We start from the raw sequence: 15,656 nt of genomic DNA, 5'->3' as shown, positions 1-15,656 counted from the left end.
GCCTGCTGGTCAGCTCAGGCGGCGTCGGCGCACGATGAGGACGACGGTCGCGCCGATCGCGATGAGGCCTGCAGCGATCGCCATCATGATCGTCGGATCGGTGCCCGTCCGGGGCAGATCTCCTCCGGCCTCACTGTCCGAGGAGCCGTCGCTCGATGCAGACGATCCGTCGGACGAGGACGAGCCGCTGTCAGCGTTGCTGCCGCTGGAATCTCCACCGTCGGAGCCAGCACTGTCAGCATCGGAGCCGCTGCCGGCCGAGCTGCTGCCGGAATCCCCACCATCGGCATCGGCTTCGACGCCATCAGCGTCGTCCGAGCCCGCGGAATCCGCGGACCCCTCGGCCCCGTCGGCGTCATCCGAGCCGCCAGCGTTCTCCGAACCTTCGTCGTCTCCGCCGTCCGAGTCGTCGTCGAAGAGTCCGACGACCACCGGGTCATGATCCGAGGCCCGGAACTGATCCGGAGCGTAGAGATCGGCGACGTTGTAGTTGAAGCGGCTGTACTCGAGAGCGAGGGACTCCACCGAGTTGATGTTCCACACATCGGCACCCGTGATCGCGTCGAACGCGCTCGTCGGCAGGTCTGCCTCGGCGCCGGTCGCCTGACTCCGGCCGCCGGAGGTGTCGAGGGCGAGCACATGGTCGAGGCTGCCGGTCCGACTCTGATACACATAGGTCGACTTCTCGGTCTTCTCCGCGGCGACATCCTTGAACCCGGCCTCGTAGAAGACCTGCATCGGGTCCTCCTGCGTGTACGAGTTGAAGTCGCCGAGCATGAAGACATAGTCGCTGTCCGCGGCCTTCTGCTGCTCGCCGGCGAACTTCACAAGGGACTTCGCCTGCTTGACGCGGTCGGCGTTCGAGGCGCCCTGACCGTCGCCGTTGTCCTCATTGCCCGGGCCTTCGCCCGATCCCTTGGACTTGAAGTGGTTCGACAGAGTGACGAAGGTCTTCTCCTCCTCGACCTCACCGGCCTCATCCTTCGGAACGAAGGCCTGTGACAGAGGTTCGCGCGCATTCGAGAACGCGTCCTCATCGTCAAGGATCGTCGAGTCCTCCTGCGGGGCCACCTCGGCGGGCTGATAGATCAGCGCGGTGCGGATGACGTCCTCATCGGCAGGCACCTCGGCGGGCGAGGGCACGAAGTCCCACTTCTCGGACCCGGCTGCCTCGTTGAGTCGCTCGACCAGGGTGGCCAGGGCGGCATCGCGGTCCTCGTCGAAGGCCGCCGAGTTCTCGATCTCCATGAGGGAGACGACGGAGGTGTCGAGCTTGTTGATCGCCGTGACGATCTTCGTCTCCTGACGTTTGAGGCTCTCCGCGTTCGCCGCGCCGCGGGCATCGCAGCCGCCGCGGACGGTGATGTGGTTGCCCTCGCGATCGTCGTAGTACTGGCAGCCCTCGAGCTGATCACCGGTGGTGGTGAAGTAGTTGAGGACGTTGAAGCTGGCGAGGCTGACCTGCCCGCCGATCTCCTCGGGAGCCTCGGTGCGGGTGTCGGAGAAGCTCGCCGGCTGGATCGCCTCGGCGTTCTCACCGGTCAGGCGGGTGGTCGGCTGGAACCGCCACTTCTCATGATCGAACCCGAGCACGACCGGTGAGGTGATGGTCGCGGTGGCACCGACCCGCACGGGCTCATCCTTGGAGACGTAGGGGAGGGGAACGTCCTTGTCGTCGTTGAGGAAGTTCACGGTCGCACCGTCGTCGAGGACGACCTCACGCTCGAGGTTTTCGGCCTCGATGGCCTTCGCCTCCTCGGTGCCGGGGCGGGCGACATCGGTGGCCTGCGGCAGCGTGCCCTCGCCGGGAGCCAGGACCACCTCGCCGTAGGTGTTCGTGTTGTAGTTGTCGGCCACGGTCAGCTCGCCCCCGGGCTGCAGGAGCATGCCTTCGAGGGCTTCCCGCTCGGCAGCATCGGTGGGGAGCTCATCCTCGACGGGCTTGACCGCCTCGGCGGGTTCACTGAGGACCTCGAAGTTCTTCGCGCTCACCGACATCTGAGTCTGGCCGTAGCGCTCGGACACGGTGCCGGTGACCTCGACGTGATCGTCGATGTTCACCTCGCCGACGGTGTCGGGGGAGTAGACGAAGACGCCGTCCGAGGCTCCGGGGGTCTCATCCTCCGCACCGCCGGTGCCCGGGGTCTGGATGTAGTAGCCGTTCAGCCCGCCCTCGGGATAGGCGGCGGTGATGACGCCGCGGGTGCGGACGCTCTCACCCTGCAGCGGGCTCTCCGCGCCGGTTCCCTGGATCTCGGCGATCGGGGTGACATCGTCCGGGGTGTCACCGTCGTTGTCATCATCGTCGCCGTCATCGCCGGGAAGCGCATTTGGGGTCGGTGCCTGGGACTTCCAGACTCCCTCGATGAGCTGGATCGACTGACCCGCCGAGGCGGTGGTTCCGGTGGGTTCGGCCTCCTGACCGACGACAGGCTCGGGGGTGTGCTTCCCTTTTGTCCCCGTGACACCCTTGCCGCCGACCGTTCCGCCGATCTGCTCGAAGTCGACGAGGCTGTCCTCGGAGTCGATCGCGTAGGCGCTGGATCCGTAGTCCCCGTCGGCGGCATTGCCGGACTTCACGGAATTCGTGATCGGCACCTCGACAGCCAGCGCCCCGGAGTCGCCGACGGTAGTGTTCTCCGGCAGAGTCGTCGTGTTCTCTTCGGCCTGCACGCTGCCGCCGCGGGTGACCGAACCGATCGTCCACCCGGAGACGTCGGTGCCGGGGTCGGCGGCGATCTCGATGAAGTCGGTATCGAGGGTGTAGGCGATCTCGCTGATCCGGACGGCGTCTGCGGCATCCGAGATGGTGGCGGCCGTCGCCGGTGCGGCGAGACCGAGAGCGGTCACGAGGCTGAGGGCGGCGGCCGAGGAGAGGGTGGGCGTGACTTTCATGAAGGCCTTTCGAAAGGTCCGATTCGGGCACACGCATCGCGCGCACCCAGGCAAGAACGCAATCCACCCTAGCCTCGCGAGCGACGGCCACGGCGGCGAAGATGTGAACACGTTGTGAACACTCGAACAGTCCGCTGTGCGATGCAGATGTGACCGAGCTTACACGTCACCCCGGACACGCCCCCAAAACACCTGGCGGCGGCCCAGCACCCTTGCGCAAGGTTGCTGGGCCGCCGCCAGGTAGCAGTGGGAGGGAAAGCCTCAGGACCTGAGGCGGGCCGCCAGGTCGTGGAAGTCGCGGCTGGGGTTGCCGAAGCGGTGCAGAGTCATCGACACCGCCTGCTCCTGCACGTAGTAGCGCAGCTCGACCCGACCCGAGGAGGTCACCGGCTCATCGATGACCGCGACCTCGGGACGCTTCGCGGCGACCGCCAGCAGCTCCGGTTCCTGCTCCCCGAGCACGCGGATGCGGGCGCCGACGGTGTCGTCGTAGCTGCCCCCGGCGACCATCTCGGCGAAGGTCTCGGCGGACTCGGTGCGGGCGGCCACACCGGCGTTCGTCACGGCGATCTTCACCTCGGCGGGCACATCCTCGGCGACGGAGAGCTGCACCGTCGATCCCACGGTCCGTGCGGCATGCAGCGAACGTTCGAGGTCGAAGAGGCTCGCGGCCGAAGTCACGCGCAGAGTCACCGGACGCGGACGGTAGCGGAAGATGTTCGCCTCCGAGCGCAGCCCGGTGTGGTCCTTGGCCGCACCGAATTCGCGCTCGAGCCAGCGCCGGTCATCGGCCTGCGCGGCCTCGAGGCTCTGGGCCTGCTCAGCAGAGACACCCGGCAGGGAAGCCGGATCATCGGAGTAGTGGCCGAAGAGCATGAGGTAGTTCGGTCCACCGGCCTTCGAGCCCAGACCGACCGAGGACTGCTTCCAGCCGCCGAAGGACTGCCGGCGCACGATCGCCCCGGTGATGCCGCGGTTGACGTAAGCGTTGCCGACCTGGACCCGGTCGAGCCAGGTCTCGACCTCGTCGGGGTCGAGGGAGTGGATGCCGCCGGTCAGACCGAAGTCCACGGCGTTCTGGAACTCGATCGCCTCATCGAGATCACCAGCATGCATGAGCCCGAGGACGGGTCCGAAGACCTCGGTGAGGTGGAAGAACGAACCGGGTTTGACCCCGTCCTTGATGCCCGGGCTCCACAGGCGTCCGGTGTCGTCGAGCTGCTTGGGCTCAAGCAGCCAGGACTCGCCCGGCTCCAGGCTGGTCAGGGCCCGGCGCAGCTTGTCCGAGGGATCCTCGGTCAGCGGCCCCATCGTGGCCGAGAGGTTGGCCGGCCAGTCCACGACCATCGAGGCGGCGGCATCGATGAGCTGACGGCGGTAGCGCTCGGAGTCGTAGGTGGAGCCGACCATGATGCCCAGGGAGGCGGCAGAGCACTTCTGCCCGGCGTGGCCGAAGGCCGAGTGGACGAGGTCGGCCACGGCCAGGTCGCGGTCGGCCGCGGGGGTGATGACCAGCGCGTTCTTTCCCGAGGTCTCCGCATTGACGTGGAGTTCGGGGCGGAAGGACTTGAACAGGGCCGCCGTCTCAGACGCACCGGTGAGGATGACGCGGTCGACATCGGGATGGGAGACCAGGTGCTGGCCGAGTTCCCGTTCGATCGGTGCGCACAGCTGCAGCACCTCGCGGGGGACGCCGGCTTCCCAGAGGCAGTCGATGATGAGTGCCGAGCAGTACGGTGTCGGCTTCGACGGCTTGTGGATCACGGCCGAACCGGCCGCCAGCGCGGCCACCGTTCCGCCCGTCGGGATGGCGATGGGGAAGTTCCACGGGGGAGTGATGACGACCATCTCGTCGGGTGTGAACGTGGCTCCCTCGAGGTTCTCGAGTTCGAGGGAGTTGAGCGCGTAGTAGCGGATGAAGTCGATGGCCTCGGAGACCTCGGGATCCGACTGGGAGGGCATCTTGCCGACCTCGGCGGCCTCGACGGCGATGAACTCGCCGCGGCGGGCCGCGAAGATGTCGGCGGCCCGGTGGAGGATCTCGGCGCGGCCGGCGGCACCGAGTGCGCGCCAGTCCTTGGCTGCGGCGCGACCCGCGGCGATCATCCCATCGAGCTGCGCGGTCGATTCGATCGTCGGCGTCTGCGGGCGGTCATCGAGGTATCCGGGGGCGGTCGCCTCGGCGATGATCTTCCGCACCCAGGCTTGGTTGGCCGGCAGCGACGGATCGGTGTCGGGTTCGTTGCGGAACTCGGTGGGCACGACGGTCTCGGCCGCGGCAGATGAGGAATCAGCCTCGGCGGCCCGGTCCTGCTTCCGGTTCGGCCGCGGTGCACTTTCCCCGTCCTCGGCGAGGATGCCCTCGAGCTGGTGCACGGCGGCGGTGAAGCGATCGGCTTCGCGCGTGAAGACCTCATTGCCGTTGGCGAGGTCGAAGATGCCGGACATGAAGTTCTCCGAAGCGGAGTTCTCCTCGAGGCGGCGCACGAGGTAGGAGATCGCGACGTCGAACTCCTTCGGATGGACGGCGGGAACGTAGAGCAGGAGGTCCCCGACGTCCTCGGTCACGGCGGCGGCCTGCTCGCTGGCCATGCCCTGCAGCATCTCGAACTCGACCCGGTCGGTCACGGCCCGGTCGACGGAGAGGTGGTGGGCGAAGGCGATGTCGAAGAGATTGTGGCCGGCCACGCCGATGCGCAGGCCCTTCATCCGCTCAGGGGTGAACAGCCAGTGCAGCACGCGCTTGTAGTTGGCATCCGTCGACTGCTTCGAGTCGCAGGTCGTGGCGGGCCAGCCGGCGATCTCGGCATGAACGGTCTCGAGGGCGAGGTTCGCGCCCTTGACGAGGCGGACCTTGAGCCCGACTCCGCCGTTCTCGACCCGGCGGGCGGCGAATTCGCTCAGCCGCTGGATCGCCCCGAGCGCATCGGGCTGGTAGGCCTGAATGACGATGCCGGCCTCGAGGTCAGCGAACTCCGGTTCGGAGAGCAGGCGCGTGAACACCGCGATCGTAAGCTCGAGGTCCTGGTACTCCTCCATGTCGAGGTTGACGAACTTCGCCCCGGTCGGGGCCTTCGCAGCTTGGCTGTAGAGGGGGCGGAGGCGCTCGACGACGTAGTCGACGGTCTCGTCGAAGGCCCACATCGAGATCTGCGAAGCGACCGAGGAGACCTTGACGGAGACATAGTCGACGTCCTCGCGGGCGAGCAGACGGTGGGTCTCCTCGAGGTGGTGGTCGGCCTCCCCGTCACCGAGCACGGCCTCACCGAGGAGATTGATGTTGAGGCGGTGACCGTCGGCGGTCAGCGTCGACACGGCCTTGCCGAACTGCTTGTCGCGGGCGTCGACGACCATGTGCCCGACCATCTGGCGCAGTCGGGTGCGGGCGGCGGGCACGACGACCTGCGGGGCGATCTTCGCCAGGGCAGCGCCGGTCTTGATCTGCGCCCGGTCGAGGGCGGACATGGTCTCGGGTGCGAGCTTGCCGACCTCCGCCAGGGCATCGGCGGCGGCGTGCACGTCATCGGTGCGCACGACGCGGTCGACGAAGCCGACCGTGAAGTCGAGGCCGTTGGGATCCGAGAGGACCGCGGAGAGGCGTTCCGCGGCGGGGTTCTTCGCCCCGCTCATCGTCGTCGCCACGCGCAGCCAGCGGCGGACCGTGTCGATCGAGCGGGTGGTCAGCTGGTCGAGGTCGGTGTCGGTGTGCAGCACGTGCTCGTTCCCCTTCGGTAGGTCGGGCCGCAGCGTCGTCGTCGAACCGCCGCGGAATTCGTTCCCCTCAGTATGCGCCGCAGGTTTTCGGCGGTGAAGAGTCCATGTTCCCGGCGAAGACACCATGAGTCAGAAGTAATAGAATTGAGTGATGTATTCGACAGAGACGAGGCGTGCGGCGGTGGCCGCGGCGGGTGAGTCGTCCATCGCCGAGGCGGCCGTCGACTTCGGTGTGTCCGCGTCGAGTCTGCGGCGCTGGGTGGGCAGGAACGACCTGGCCGATCGTCCCCGCAACGGACGTCCGCCGATCCAGTCCACGGCCGATCAAGTGATCGAAGCGCTCGTGGGCACGGCGGGTGCGCGCATCTCCGGAAGCGACTACTCGACCCGGGCGCTCGCCGAGGCGACGGGGCTGAGTCAGAGCATCGTCTCGCGGGCCGTGCGGGGGATGACTGTCCCCACCGCCGAGGTGGCCGGAGGTGACGAGGTCACGGTCGTGGCCGCCGGCTTCCCGCTCATCGTCGTCGGGTTCCGGACGGCCGACGGCGGTGCGGAGTCGGCCTCACGGCAGGCGGTCCCGCCTCGGCGCATCCAACGTCGCATCGCCGGTGTGGTTGCGGCGCTGCGCTCCGGGGGAGTCCGGAACTGGCCCCAGCGCTTCGGCAGCGAGCACCGGCAGGCGGATCCGGGCGAACTGCTCGCACTTCTCCATGACACTTCGGCCGGGACGGGCGCCCGCACGCGCTTCCTCGTCTTCGACCCCCTGTCCGAGGTGCCCTCCACGGTGAGCTCCGTCGAGGTGCATCGGGACTTCGCCGAGTTCACTTCCGCGTTGCGAGCCGATCTGGCTTCCTGCCGGGACATCCCGGGCTCGCTGCTCGACCTGCTCGCCGCGCGCGTCCGCCACGGTCTCGAAGGGGTCATGTGGCGGTCGACGTCGCAGGGTGAGAGTCCGAGAAGTTCCAATACTTCTGACTCAATGGAGATCTCGTCCTGGCTTCCGAAGGAGACCCGCTCGATCACCGAGCACCTCGCGATCGCGCTGCGCGAGGAGATCATCGACTCCGGCTACCAGCCCGGGGACAGGATCAACCCCCGGCTGCTCTCGGCCCGAATGCAGGTCCCACGCGCCTCTGTGGACGCGGCCCTGCGCCGGATGGTCGATGACAAACTCCTCGACGGCTCCCGCGGCGGTGCCCGGATCCCGCTCATCACCACCGTCGACGTCCTCGATCTCTATGCCGCGCGCATGGCCGTGGGCGAAGTCGTGCTGCGGTCTCTGGCCCTGCGGCCGAAGCGCTATCTCGTCTCCGTCGGGATCGCTCTGCGACAGGTCGAAGCCTCGGCCGCGACGAAGAGCGGCATCGACGTCGAGGATGCCGACCTCCACTTCCAGCAGGAGCTCGCACGCGCCTCCGGGCTGCGCGAGTCCGCACGGACCTTCGAATCCCTGACGCTGCGTCTGCGTCTGTTCATCTCCGTCCTCCAGCTCGACTACTCCCCGGCCAGCGACCGCATCCTCAGCGATGACCAAGCGATGTTCGCCGCCCTGAGCCGCGGGGACGCCCGAGCCGCCATCGAACCGTGGCGGGCGAAGGTCGACAATGCGGTCCGGCACATGTCCGGACTGCTCGGACGGCGTCGTTTCGACCAGGAGCTGTGGACCCAGCTGACCCGACGCCTCGACTGAGTGTCGACGGTCACTGGGGGCCGCCTCGGCGCGGGTGGGTGGTATAGATTTGGGGGAGTCGACGCCGAGAAGGAAGAACGAACAGTGGAGACATTGGTTGTGGGAGTGGCCGGCGGAACCGGCAGCGGGAAGACGACGCTGACCCAGGCGCTGCTCGACAAATGCGCAGGGCCGCCCTCGGTGCTGTTCCACGACAACTACTACCGCAGGCGCGACGAGCTGACCTATGAGGAGCGGGAGAAGGTCAACTACGACGACCTCGACGCCTTCGACAACGACCTGTTCGTCGATCATCTCACGGCGCTGCGGGCCTCCGAGCCCGTCGACAGCCCGGTCTACGACTTCTCGATCCACAACCGCAGCGACGAGACGACCCTCGTCGAACCGGCGCCGGTGATCATCGTCGAAGGCATCCTCATCTTCGCCGAACCGCGGATCTGCGATCTGCTCGACATCAAGCTCTTCGTCGACACCGATGCCGATGTCCGGCTGCTGCGGCGGATCAAGCGCGATGTCGTCGAACGAGGTCGGACCCTGCAGTCGGTGGAAGACCAGTATCTGGGCACGGTCAAGCCGATGCACGAACTATACGTCGAACCCTCGAAGCGCAATGCGGACCTCATCATCCCTGATGGCGGGCACAATATCGTCGCCATGGACATGATCCTCAACCGGATCCAACGGGGTGTGAGCTAGGCCGACTCTCTTTGTCGGAAGCCTTGTGACGGGCCTCGTGTCAGGCCGGTGAGAATCTCGTGATGCTCCTATAGGTTGTCAAGCCGCTTGAAGGAGAAATTCTCGATAGGCCAAGGCAAATTCGTCATCGCGGGATTTCCCACGTTCGATGGTTGAGACCTTCATCGGCCAGATGCCGAAATGTTGGGCCACGAGTTGCAGGGTGATCTTCTTTGATTGTCGTAAGGGCCGCAGATCATCGACAGCAGGAACAGCGGGTGGCCTGGTGATCAGGGTGAATATCTCGTTCGCGACGTAGCGTTTGAGACATCGCATTATTTCTTTCGTGTTCTTGCCCTGGGCTTCTCGTTTCGCTTTGTAGGCCCGGGTTCGCGGGTCCCAATTTAGTCTGTTCTTGACGATGTCGTACAAGGCTGAGTTGGCTTGCCTGTCCCCGCCTTTGTTCAATCGGTGTCGACTGGTCTTACCAGATGACGCCTGCAATGGGCTGGTCCCGCACAGTGCCGCGAATGCTTCTTTCGACGTGATCCGTTCGGGATTCTCGCCCACGGTGTTGAGTAGTCTGGCCGCTGTGATGGAACCAACGCCCTTCGTTGCTCGTAGGGCTGGAGCTATTGCGGTGGTCTGGTCATCGAGGCGGGATTGTGCTTCGTCGATCTCGTCGGTGAGGAATTCGATCCTCAACGCCAGGCGGCGCAGCACTATACCGAGGTCGTCCTCGCCAGAGGGGTGTATTCGTGCCAGAGCAGGGACCAGTTCAGTGTCACTGTAGCGCGCATATGTCTCCCGGAGCTGAGCTGGGGCGGTGGTGAGGAAGTTCTTGATCTGGCAAATCGCAGCTGTGCGGGCCTTCAGCGCGGAGGCTCGGGCTTTCAATGTCATGCGGAGTCCATCGATGGCTCCACCGAGGAGTTTGGGTATCGGGAGGTCATCGAGGTCAGCGGCGACGGTTTTTGCCGCTGCGTAGGCATCGATGGGGTCGGATTTCCCGCCGCGGCGGGTTTGTCGGTTGGGGCGGATGACTTCCTTGACGAGTACCTCCTGGGATCGCAGATACGCGGTGATGCCTGCGCCGTACGATGCGGTTCCCTCGATGCCGACTGCGAGGAGGGTACCGAAGGACAGGATGAAGGTCAGGAGGGCTTGGTAGCCGGTGCTGGTGGTGGGAAACTCTTTGTCGCCGAGCTTCTTGCCGACTTCGTTGATGATGCCGACGTGGTTCGTGTTCTGGTGGGTGTCGATGCCGACGTACACATTCGCCTGTGTTGGTGTCATGATGGTGACTGCCTCTTCCCTTGGATTGGGTGGGGTAGGGCCAGTCGGTCGGGCAGACAGGACGTAGACGAGACTTCGGTGCTACGGAGTCACGCTCCTATGAGGTCATGTCCCCACCGGCTGGTTCCTTCGATGGACGACGAGGACCCCGGTGGACAGATCACGAAAAAGACATCACTGAGAGGGTCAGTCAGGGGCTGAGTCACACCGGGAAACTCGTCCCTATCATTCTCTACGTCAGGGGCGAGTCGTAGTCTGTTGAGCATGGACACCGATGTCGATGCGGAACCCGATCTGCTGACTGAGCTGGCTCGGTTCTCAGACATGCTCCGTCACGCCGAGGTGGGGTGGACGGAGGCGGGGACGCTCGCACGGATCGCGGCGCTCGAAGAGCTGAAGGCGACAGTGGTCGCGGCCCAGGCCCGGGAATCCGTCGCTTTCGCCGAGCTTCGCCGAGCCAGGGATCGGGCGAACCAGATTCCCGAACGCGACTGCGGCGTCCGCTCCGGTGAGGAGATCGGACTCGCGAAGAAGGTCTCACCGGCCGCCGGGCGGAAGTTCCTGACCACGGCCCGGGCGGTCGTGACCGACATGCCCAACACGCTCAAGGCGCTGAACTCGGGCGAGATCTCCGAGGACAAGGCCCGCATCATGGTCGATGAGACCGCGGTACTCGAGCCCGAAGACCGTCGGAAGGTCGACACCCGTATGCGCGGCAGCCTCGGGCCGGCCGGGCTGCGCAGTCTGCGCGCTGAGGCACGGGCACTGGCCGAGGAGATGGACGCCCGGTCCGCCGCCGAGCGAGCCGAGAAGGCCGCGGCGAATCGGCGGGTGACGATGACCCCGATCGCCGACGGCATGGGACGAGTCTCCGCGATCCTGCCTCTGCCGCAGGCCGTCGCCGTCTTCGAAGGGCTGACTGCCGCGGCCGAGGCCGTGATCGCCGCCGGCGGGGCCAATGGGCGGGGCCGACGGCAGGTGCTCGCCGATGCCTTCGTCGAACGGCTGACCGGGCAGGACTCTGCCCAGGCTGTGCCCGCCAAGGTGCATATCGTCATGGAAGCCGAATCTCTGCTCGCCGACGGACTCGTTCCTGCCTGGCTGCCCGGGTTCGGACCGCTCCCGGCGAAGACGGCTCGGAACTTCCTCGCCGCCACCGAGGCGAAGGTGCTCATCCGACGCCTCTTCACCAGGGCCGCCGACGGGCAGCTGGTGGGAATGGAAGCGCGCGGACGCGCCTTCACCGGGCAGCTGCGACAGATGGTGGTCTTCCGCGACGATGTCTGCCGGACACCCTGGTGCGATGCCCCGATCCGGCACGCCGATCACGCGGACCCTCACGCGGCGGGCGGAGACACCTCGTGGGAGAACGGCTCGGGACTGTGCGCGGCCTGCAACTACACAAAAGAGCACCCCGGCTGGAAACACGAGGCCACTGCCGAAGGACTGAGCGTCACCACGCCGAGCGGAAGCACCTATGAGACTGTGTCTCCGCCGTTGATGAAGCGCATGCGCTACCCCCGGGCCGAGGGAGGTTCACGGGCATCGCCTAGAGAAGACGATTGGCGACTGCAGCTGGCCGGACTGCTTGAACCGTCCAGGGCTGAACCGGAGGAATCGCCTCCTGAGACGGAGGTCGAACTCCCGTATCTGCCGCTGACCTCCGCCGAGGCCAGAGACTGGGAGGAACAGGTCGCCGTATCGGCGGAGGCTGTGGACAGTGCGATCGAAGCGTGCCTGCGCCAAGCCCTTGCCGAGGTCGGATGAGGTGTCGAGTCTGACACATCGCTGATACCGGCGGGGCAGCCGCGCGGCGAAGAATTCTTCGTATGGACACGAAGAGAGCTCTGTCGGCAGAGCATCGACGGTTGAGACTGCTCGCGCAGGTGCTGCCACTGGTGACGGTCGCCGCGTGGATCATCACGATCTTCGTGCCCGTGCTCGACAGTCGCACGTCCACGGGACCCGGAATCGTCATCACCTCTTTGGGGGATGCGGACAGCGGGGGCAGGGTCACTGAGAATCCCGGATTCGCGGCCCTGTGGCTCATCATCCTCGCGATCGCCGCTCTGGCGTGGGTCTTCCGCGCCCCGAAGTGGTGGTCCGGGGTGGCTATCATCGTTGCCGCGCTGCTGCTCATCTGTCTGATGTATCTGGTCATCGAACCACCGTTTCTCATGTGGGACGGGCAGACTCCGGGCGGTCGGCCCACGGGAGGCATGGAGGTTGCCTATCCGGGGCCGGGCTTCATCTTCTGGATCTTGGGAGTCGGAGCACTCGGAACGGCCGGCTTCTGCGGCCTCATCGCCGAAGACCGGGAAGCCGCAGCCTCGCGGTGTGTGAAGACAGGGACATGACCCGGCTGCTGCCGTTGGTGACGGCGTCCCGGTCGGCATCGTCATCACCTCGCTCGGCGGGAACGTCCTCGACCTCGAGTCGGCCCGACCGGCGTTCCTGCACATCTGGATCGGGGTGCTCACGGCCGCGGTAACCGTGTGGCTGGTCCGGTCGCTCGTCATCTGGTCCGCGGCCGTCACCGCGCTCGGAGCCCTCGCCCTCATCCGTCTGATCACGATGATCGGCGATCCGCCGAGGATCATGTGGGACGGCGCCGCCGATGACGGCAGTCGGGCTTCCGCCGAGGTCGTCGCTGTGCCCGCTCCCGGTGCTCTGCTGTGGACCGCAGGCAGCCTCTGCCTGATCGCGGCCGGCATCTGCGGTCTTGTCGAACAGCGCCGGCGGAATCGCCGGCGGCACAACTGGCACAACCGGCTATCGGTCGACGGCAGTGGAGATCAGCCGTGAGCACAGTCGACCAACGTAAGGCCCGAAGCCGACACAAGCTCCTGCTGGCGGCCAGACTCCTGCCGTTGGCAACGGTCGTCGCGTGGATCATCACGATCGTCGTTCCCACCATCGACAGCAACACCAGTGACGGCGGCAACGAGGAAGGTCCGAGCCTCACCATCACCTCCCTGGGACACTCACCGGTGCTGCTGGAATACCTCGATCATGAGGCCATCAGCATCTGGATCGGCATCCTCACCCTGGCGATCCTGCCCTGGTTGGTGGGCGCTTCGAAGTGGTGGTCGGCTGCTGCAGTCCTGTTCGGTGCCGCCCTCCTGTGGATGCTGAGCTCGTATCTCATCACGCCGCCGATCATGATGTGGGACGGTCAGACCGAGGACGGAACGCCGACGGGCGGCATGGAGGTCGGCCGCCCGGCACCCGGCTTTGCTGTGTACGCCATCGGAGCTCTCGCCCTCACGGCAGCGGGCATCTGCGGGTGGATCTCTTCGTCTGGGAGTACGGCAGCGCTGCGACACAGAGGTGCCCTCGACCCGGACGTCTGACCGGACCGAGGGCAGAAGCTCACTGCTCGGGTAAGAACACTCCGTCGAAGAAGCGGCCGATCTCTTCGTGTGCGTCCAGAGGGAAGACGCCCGAGACGTACTGGTCCGGACGGACCACGACGACCGCTCCGTCGCGGCTGATGCCGCGGGCTTCGAAGATGTCCTCCTCGTCAAGCGTCGCGTAGATCTTCTCCACATACTCGAGTCCGAACTCTCCCACATGCGGGCGGAAGGCCGTCGGCACATCGGGGAAGGAGAACTCGGTGTGGCCCTGCTGGTAGATGACGCTGAGTTCGAGAAGGCTGTCGAGATCCTCGCCCTCACGGCGGAACTTCACCAGAGGGGAAGCCGGATCGGACTCGAGCCAGGCAGCGAGGGCCGCGACCTTCGACGGCGTCGCGTCCGTCTCGTCCGCAGCGCCCGCCGTGTCCGCACCGTCGGCGTCTGTCCCGGCGAGCGTCGGTGCCGCGGCATCGGCGAAGACATAGACCCGCCAGCGGCCGTCGGCGCGCGCCTCATGCCCGAGGTGGATGAAGTTGCCATCGCAATTGCGCTGAACCCTGGCCGATTTGAATCGCTTGCCCACCGGGAATCCGGTCGACAGCTCCTGGTGTTCGGTCGACGTGGTGATCATCGACTCGGCGTACTCGGTCATGAACCCGGCGGGGAATTCGGCGGTTTTGACGTAGAAGTCTTCGAGATAGCTCGCATCCGGCAGCTCCTCCTGCGGAGTCGCCATCAGCGTCGACCATTCCTTGTCGAAGTCGATGAGGTTCTTCGCCGCCACCTGCCGTTCGGCAGAATAGGTGCGCAGCAGCTCCTGCGAGGAGCGGCCGGAGAGTACCTGCCCGAGCTTCCACGCAATGTTGAAGCCGTCCTGCATCGAGACGTTCATGCCCTGACCGGCCTTGGCCGAGTGCGTGTGGCAGGCGTCGCCGGTGATGAACACCCGCGGGGAGGGTGCACCGGGAGTCGTGTCGTCGGCGTCGTCGAAGGCATCGGTGAGTCGGTGGCCGACCTCGTAGACGCTGTGCCAGGCGACGTTCTTCACGTCGAGGCTGTAGGGCGTGATGATCGCGTTGGCCTTGGCGATGATGTCGTCGATGCTCGTCTGGCGCACCTTGCGCTGATCGCCCTCCGGCACCTCGCCGAGGTCGACGTACATGCGGAAGAGATGCCCGCCCTCGCGGGGGATGTGGAGGATGTTGCCGTGCTTAGAGGAGATGGCGCACTTCGTGCGGATATCGGGGAAGTCCGAGTTCGCGAGCACGTCCATGACCCCCCAGGCGTGGTTGGCCTGATCGCCGGTCATCGTGCGGCCGATCGATCTGCGCACACCGGAACGGGCACCGTCGCAGCCGACGACGTAGCCCGCGCGGATGGTGCGCTCCTCACCTGCACGCTCACCTGAGGTGTAACGGACGGTGACAGCAACGGGATGCTCTGAGCCGGAGTCCCTGTCGACTGCAAGGTCGACGAACTCGATGCCGTAGTCGGGAGTGATGCGGCCGGGGGACTGCTTCGCGAACTGGGCGAAGTAGTCGAGGACCCGAGCCTGGTTGACGATAAGGTGCGGGAATTCGCTGATGCCGGCTTCGTCGTCCTTCGGCCGCCCCGTGCGGATGATGTGCTCGGGGTTCTCCGGGTCGGGATTCCAGAAGGACATGTCGACGATGTGGTATCCCTCGCGCATGATCTCCTCGGCGAAGCCGAACGCCTGGAAGGTCTCCACCGAGCGGGCCTGAATGCCGTCGGCCTGACCGATGACCAGGCGTGAATCGCGCTTCTCGATGAGGCGGGTGTTCACCTCCGGGTACTGGGACAGCTGTGCCGCCGCGATCATGCCCGCAGGGCCGCTGCCGACGATGAGGACATCGACCTCATCGGGCAGCTCCTCAGGACGATCGATTCCGCAGCCTGCCGCTGCTTCGATCCGCGGGTCCGCGGACACATAGCCGTGCTGGTGAAAATGCATGTCAACCTCCGGTCCATCACACGTCTTCGTGACTTCTCAATACTAACAGTTCATATAC

Annotated in this window: 10 protein-coding genes; 6 read left to right on the top strand and 4 right to left on the bottom strand. The window is 66.0% G+C overall.

What is annotated here, in order from left to right; all coding sequences use genetic code 11:
- Positions 1–9: 9 nt before the first annotated feature.
- Together ACH82I_RS07120 and ACH82I_RS07115 are read right to left on the bottom strand one after the other, a co-directional pair.
- A complete protein-coding gene (locus ACH82I_RS07120; protein WP_413336463.1) occupies positions 10–2,895 on the bottom strand; it encodes an ExeM/NucH family extracellular endonuclease in 2,886 nt (961 codons plus the stop codon).
- A 261-nt stretch (positions 2,896–3,156) separates the two neighbouring features.
- Positions 3,157–6,609: a proline dehydrogenase family protein gene (locus ACH82I_RS07115; protein WP_413336462.1), complete on the bottom strand. Its 3,453-nt coding sequence runs from the start codon at positions 6,607–6,609 to the stop codon at positions 3,157–3,159.
- Between the two features lie 151 nt (positions 6,610–6,760).
- Here ACH82I_RS07115 and ACH82I_RS07110 point away from each other — a divergent pair, with 151 nt between their 5' ends.
- The gene (locus ACH82I_RS07110) at positions 6,761–8,299 is read left to right on the top strand and encodes an FCD domain-containing protein (RefSeq protein WP_413336461.1); all 1,539 of its coding nucleotides are present in this window, start codon (positions 6,761–6,763) and stop codon (positions 8,297–8,299) included.
- An 84-nt stretch (positions 8,300–8,383) separates the two neighbouring features.
- Positions 8,384–8,995, top strand: coding sequence for a uridine kinase (gene udk / locus ACH82I_RS07105; protein ID WP_230747850.1), 612 nt, complete (start codon positions 8,384–8,386; stop codon positions 8,993–8,995).
- Positions 8,996–9,073: 78 nt separating this feature from the next.
- Here udk and ACH82I_RS07100 read toward each other — a convergent pair whose 3' ends face one another.
- Entirely contained in the window at positions 9,074–10,270 is a 1,197-nt protein-coding gene (locus ACH82I_RS07100) for an IS110 family transposase (RefSeq protein ID WP_230747848.1), read from the bottom strand.
- A 264-nt stretch (positions 10,271–10,534) separates the two neighbouring features.
- Between ACH82I_RS07100 and ACH82I_RS07095 the strand changes: the two genes are divergently transcribed.
- The 4 genes from ACH82I_RS07095 (at position 10,535) to ACH82I_RS07080 (ending at position 13,623) form a co-directional block, all read left to right on the top strand.
- Positions 10,535–12,037: a DUF222 domain-containing protein gene (locus ACH82I_RS07095; RefSeq protein ID WP_413336460.1), complete on the top strand. Its 1,503-nt coding sequence runs from the start codon at positions 10,535–10,537 to the stop codon at positions 12,035–12,037.
- A 62-nt stretch (positions 12,038–12,099) separates the two neighbouring features.
- Positions 12,100–12,627, top strand: coding sequence for a hypothetical protein (locus ACH82I_RS07090; RefSeq protein WP_413336459.1), 528 nt, complete (start codon positions 12,100–12,102; stop codon positions 12,625–12,627).
- A gap of 115 nt (positions 12,628–12,742) precedes the next feature.
- The gene (locus ACH82I_RS07085) at positions 12,743–13,075 is read left to right on the top strand and encodes a hypothetical protein (RefSeq protein ID WP_230747840.1); all 333 of its coding nucleotides are present in this window, start codon (positions 12,743–12,745) and stop codon (positions 13,073–13,075) included.
- Complete coding sequence (locus ACH82I_RS07080) at positions 13,072–13,623, top strand: hypothetical protein (RefSeq protein WP_413336458.1); 552 nt, start codon at positions 13,072–13,074, stop codon at positions 13,621–13,623. Before ACH82I_RS07085 ends, ACH82I_RS07080 begins: the two co-directional genes overlap by 4 nt.
- 19 nt (positions 13,624–13,642) lie before the next feature.
- Here ACH82I_RS07080 and ACH82I_RS07075 read toward each other — a convergent pair whose 3' ends face one another.
- The gene (locus tag ACH82I_RS07075) at positions 13,643–15,598 is read right to left on the bottom strand and encodes an FAD-binding monooxygenase (RefSeq protein ID WP_230747836.1); all 1,956 of its coding nucleotides are present in this window, start codon (positions 15,596–15,598) and stop codon (positions 13,643–13,645) included.
- Between the last annotated feature and the right edge of the window lie 58 nt (positions 15,599–15,656).

This window comes from Brevibacterium sp. GP-SGM9, from assembly GCF_047300845.1.
GTDB lineage: Bacteria > Actinomycetota > Actinomycetes > Actinomycetales > Brevibacteriaceae > Brevibacterium.
This window is presented reverse-complemented; position numbering and strand designations above follow the sequence as displayed.

What these genes read in the sequence shown, in the direction of transcription:
- ACH82I_RS07120 (WP_413336463.1), bottom strand. Translation starts at nt 2,895, where the DNA reads ATGAAAGTCACGCCCACCCTCTCCTCGGCCGCCGCCCTCAGCCTCGTG.
- ACH82I_RS07095 (WP_413336460.1), top strand. Translation starts at nt 10,535, where the DNA reads ATGGACACCGATGTCGATGCGGAACCCGATCTGCTGACTGAGCTGGCT.
- ACH82I_RS07100 (WP_230747848.1), bottom strand. Translation starts at nt 10,270, where the DNA reads ATGACACCAACACAGGCGAATGTGTACGTCGGCATCGACACCCACCAG.
- ACH82I_RS07090 (WP_413336459.1), top strand. Translation starts at nt 12,100, where the DNA reads ATGGACACGAAGAGAGCTCTGTCGGCAGAGCATCGACGGTTGAGACTG.
- ACH82I_RS07075 (WP_230747836.1), bottom strand. Translation starts at nt 15,598, where the DNA reads ATGCATTTTCACCAGCACGGCTATGTGTCCGCGGACCCGCGGATCGAA.
- ACH82I_RS07110 (WP_413336461.1), top strand. Translation starts at nt 6,761, where the DNA reads ATGTATTCGACAGAGACGAGGCGTGCGGCGGTGGCCGCGGCGGGTGAG.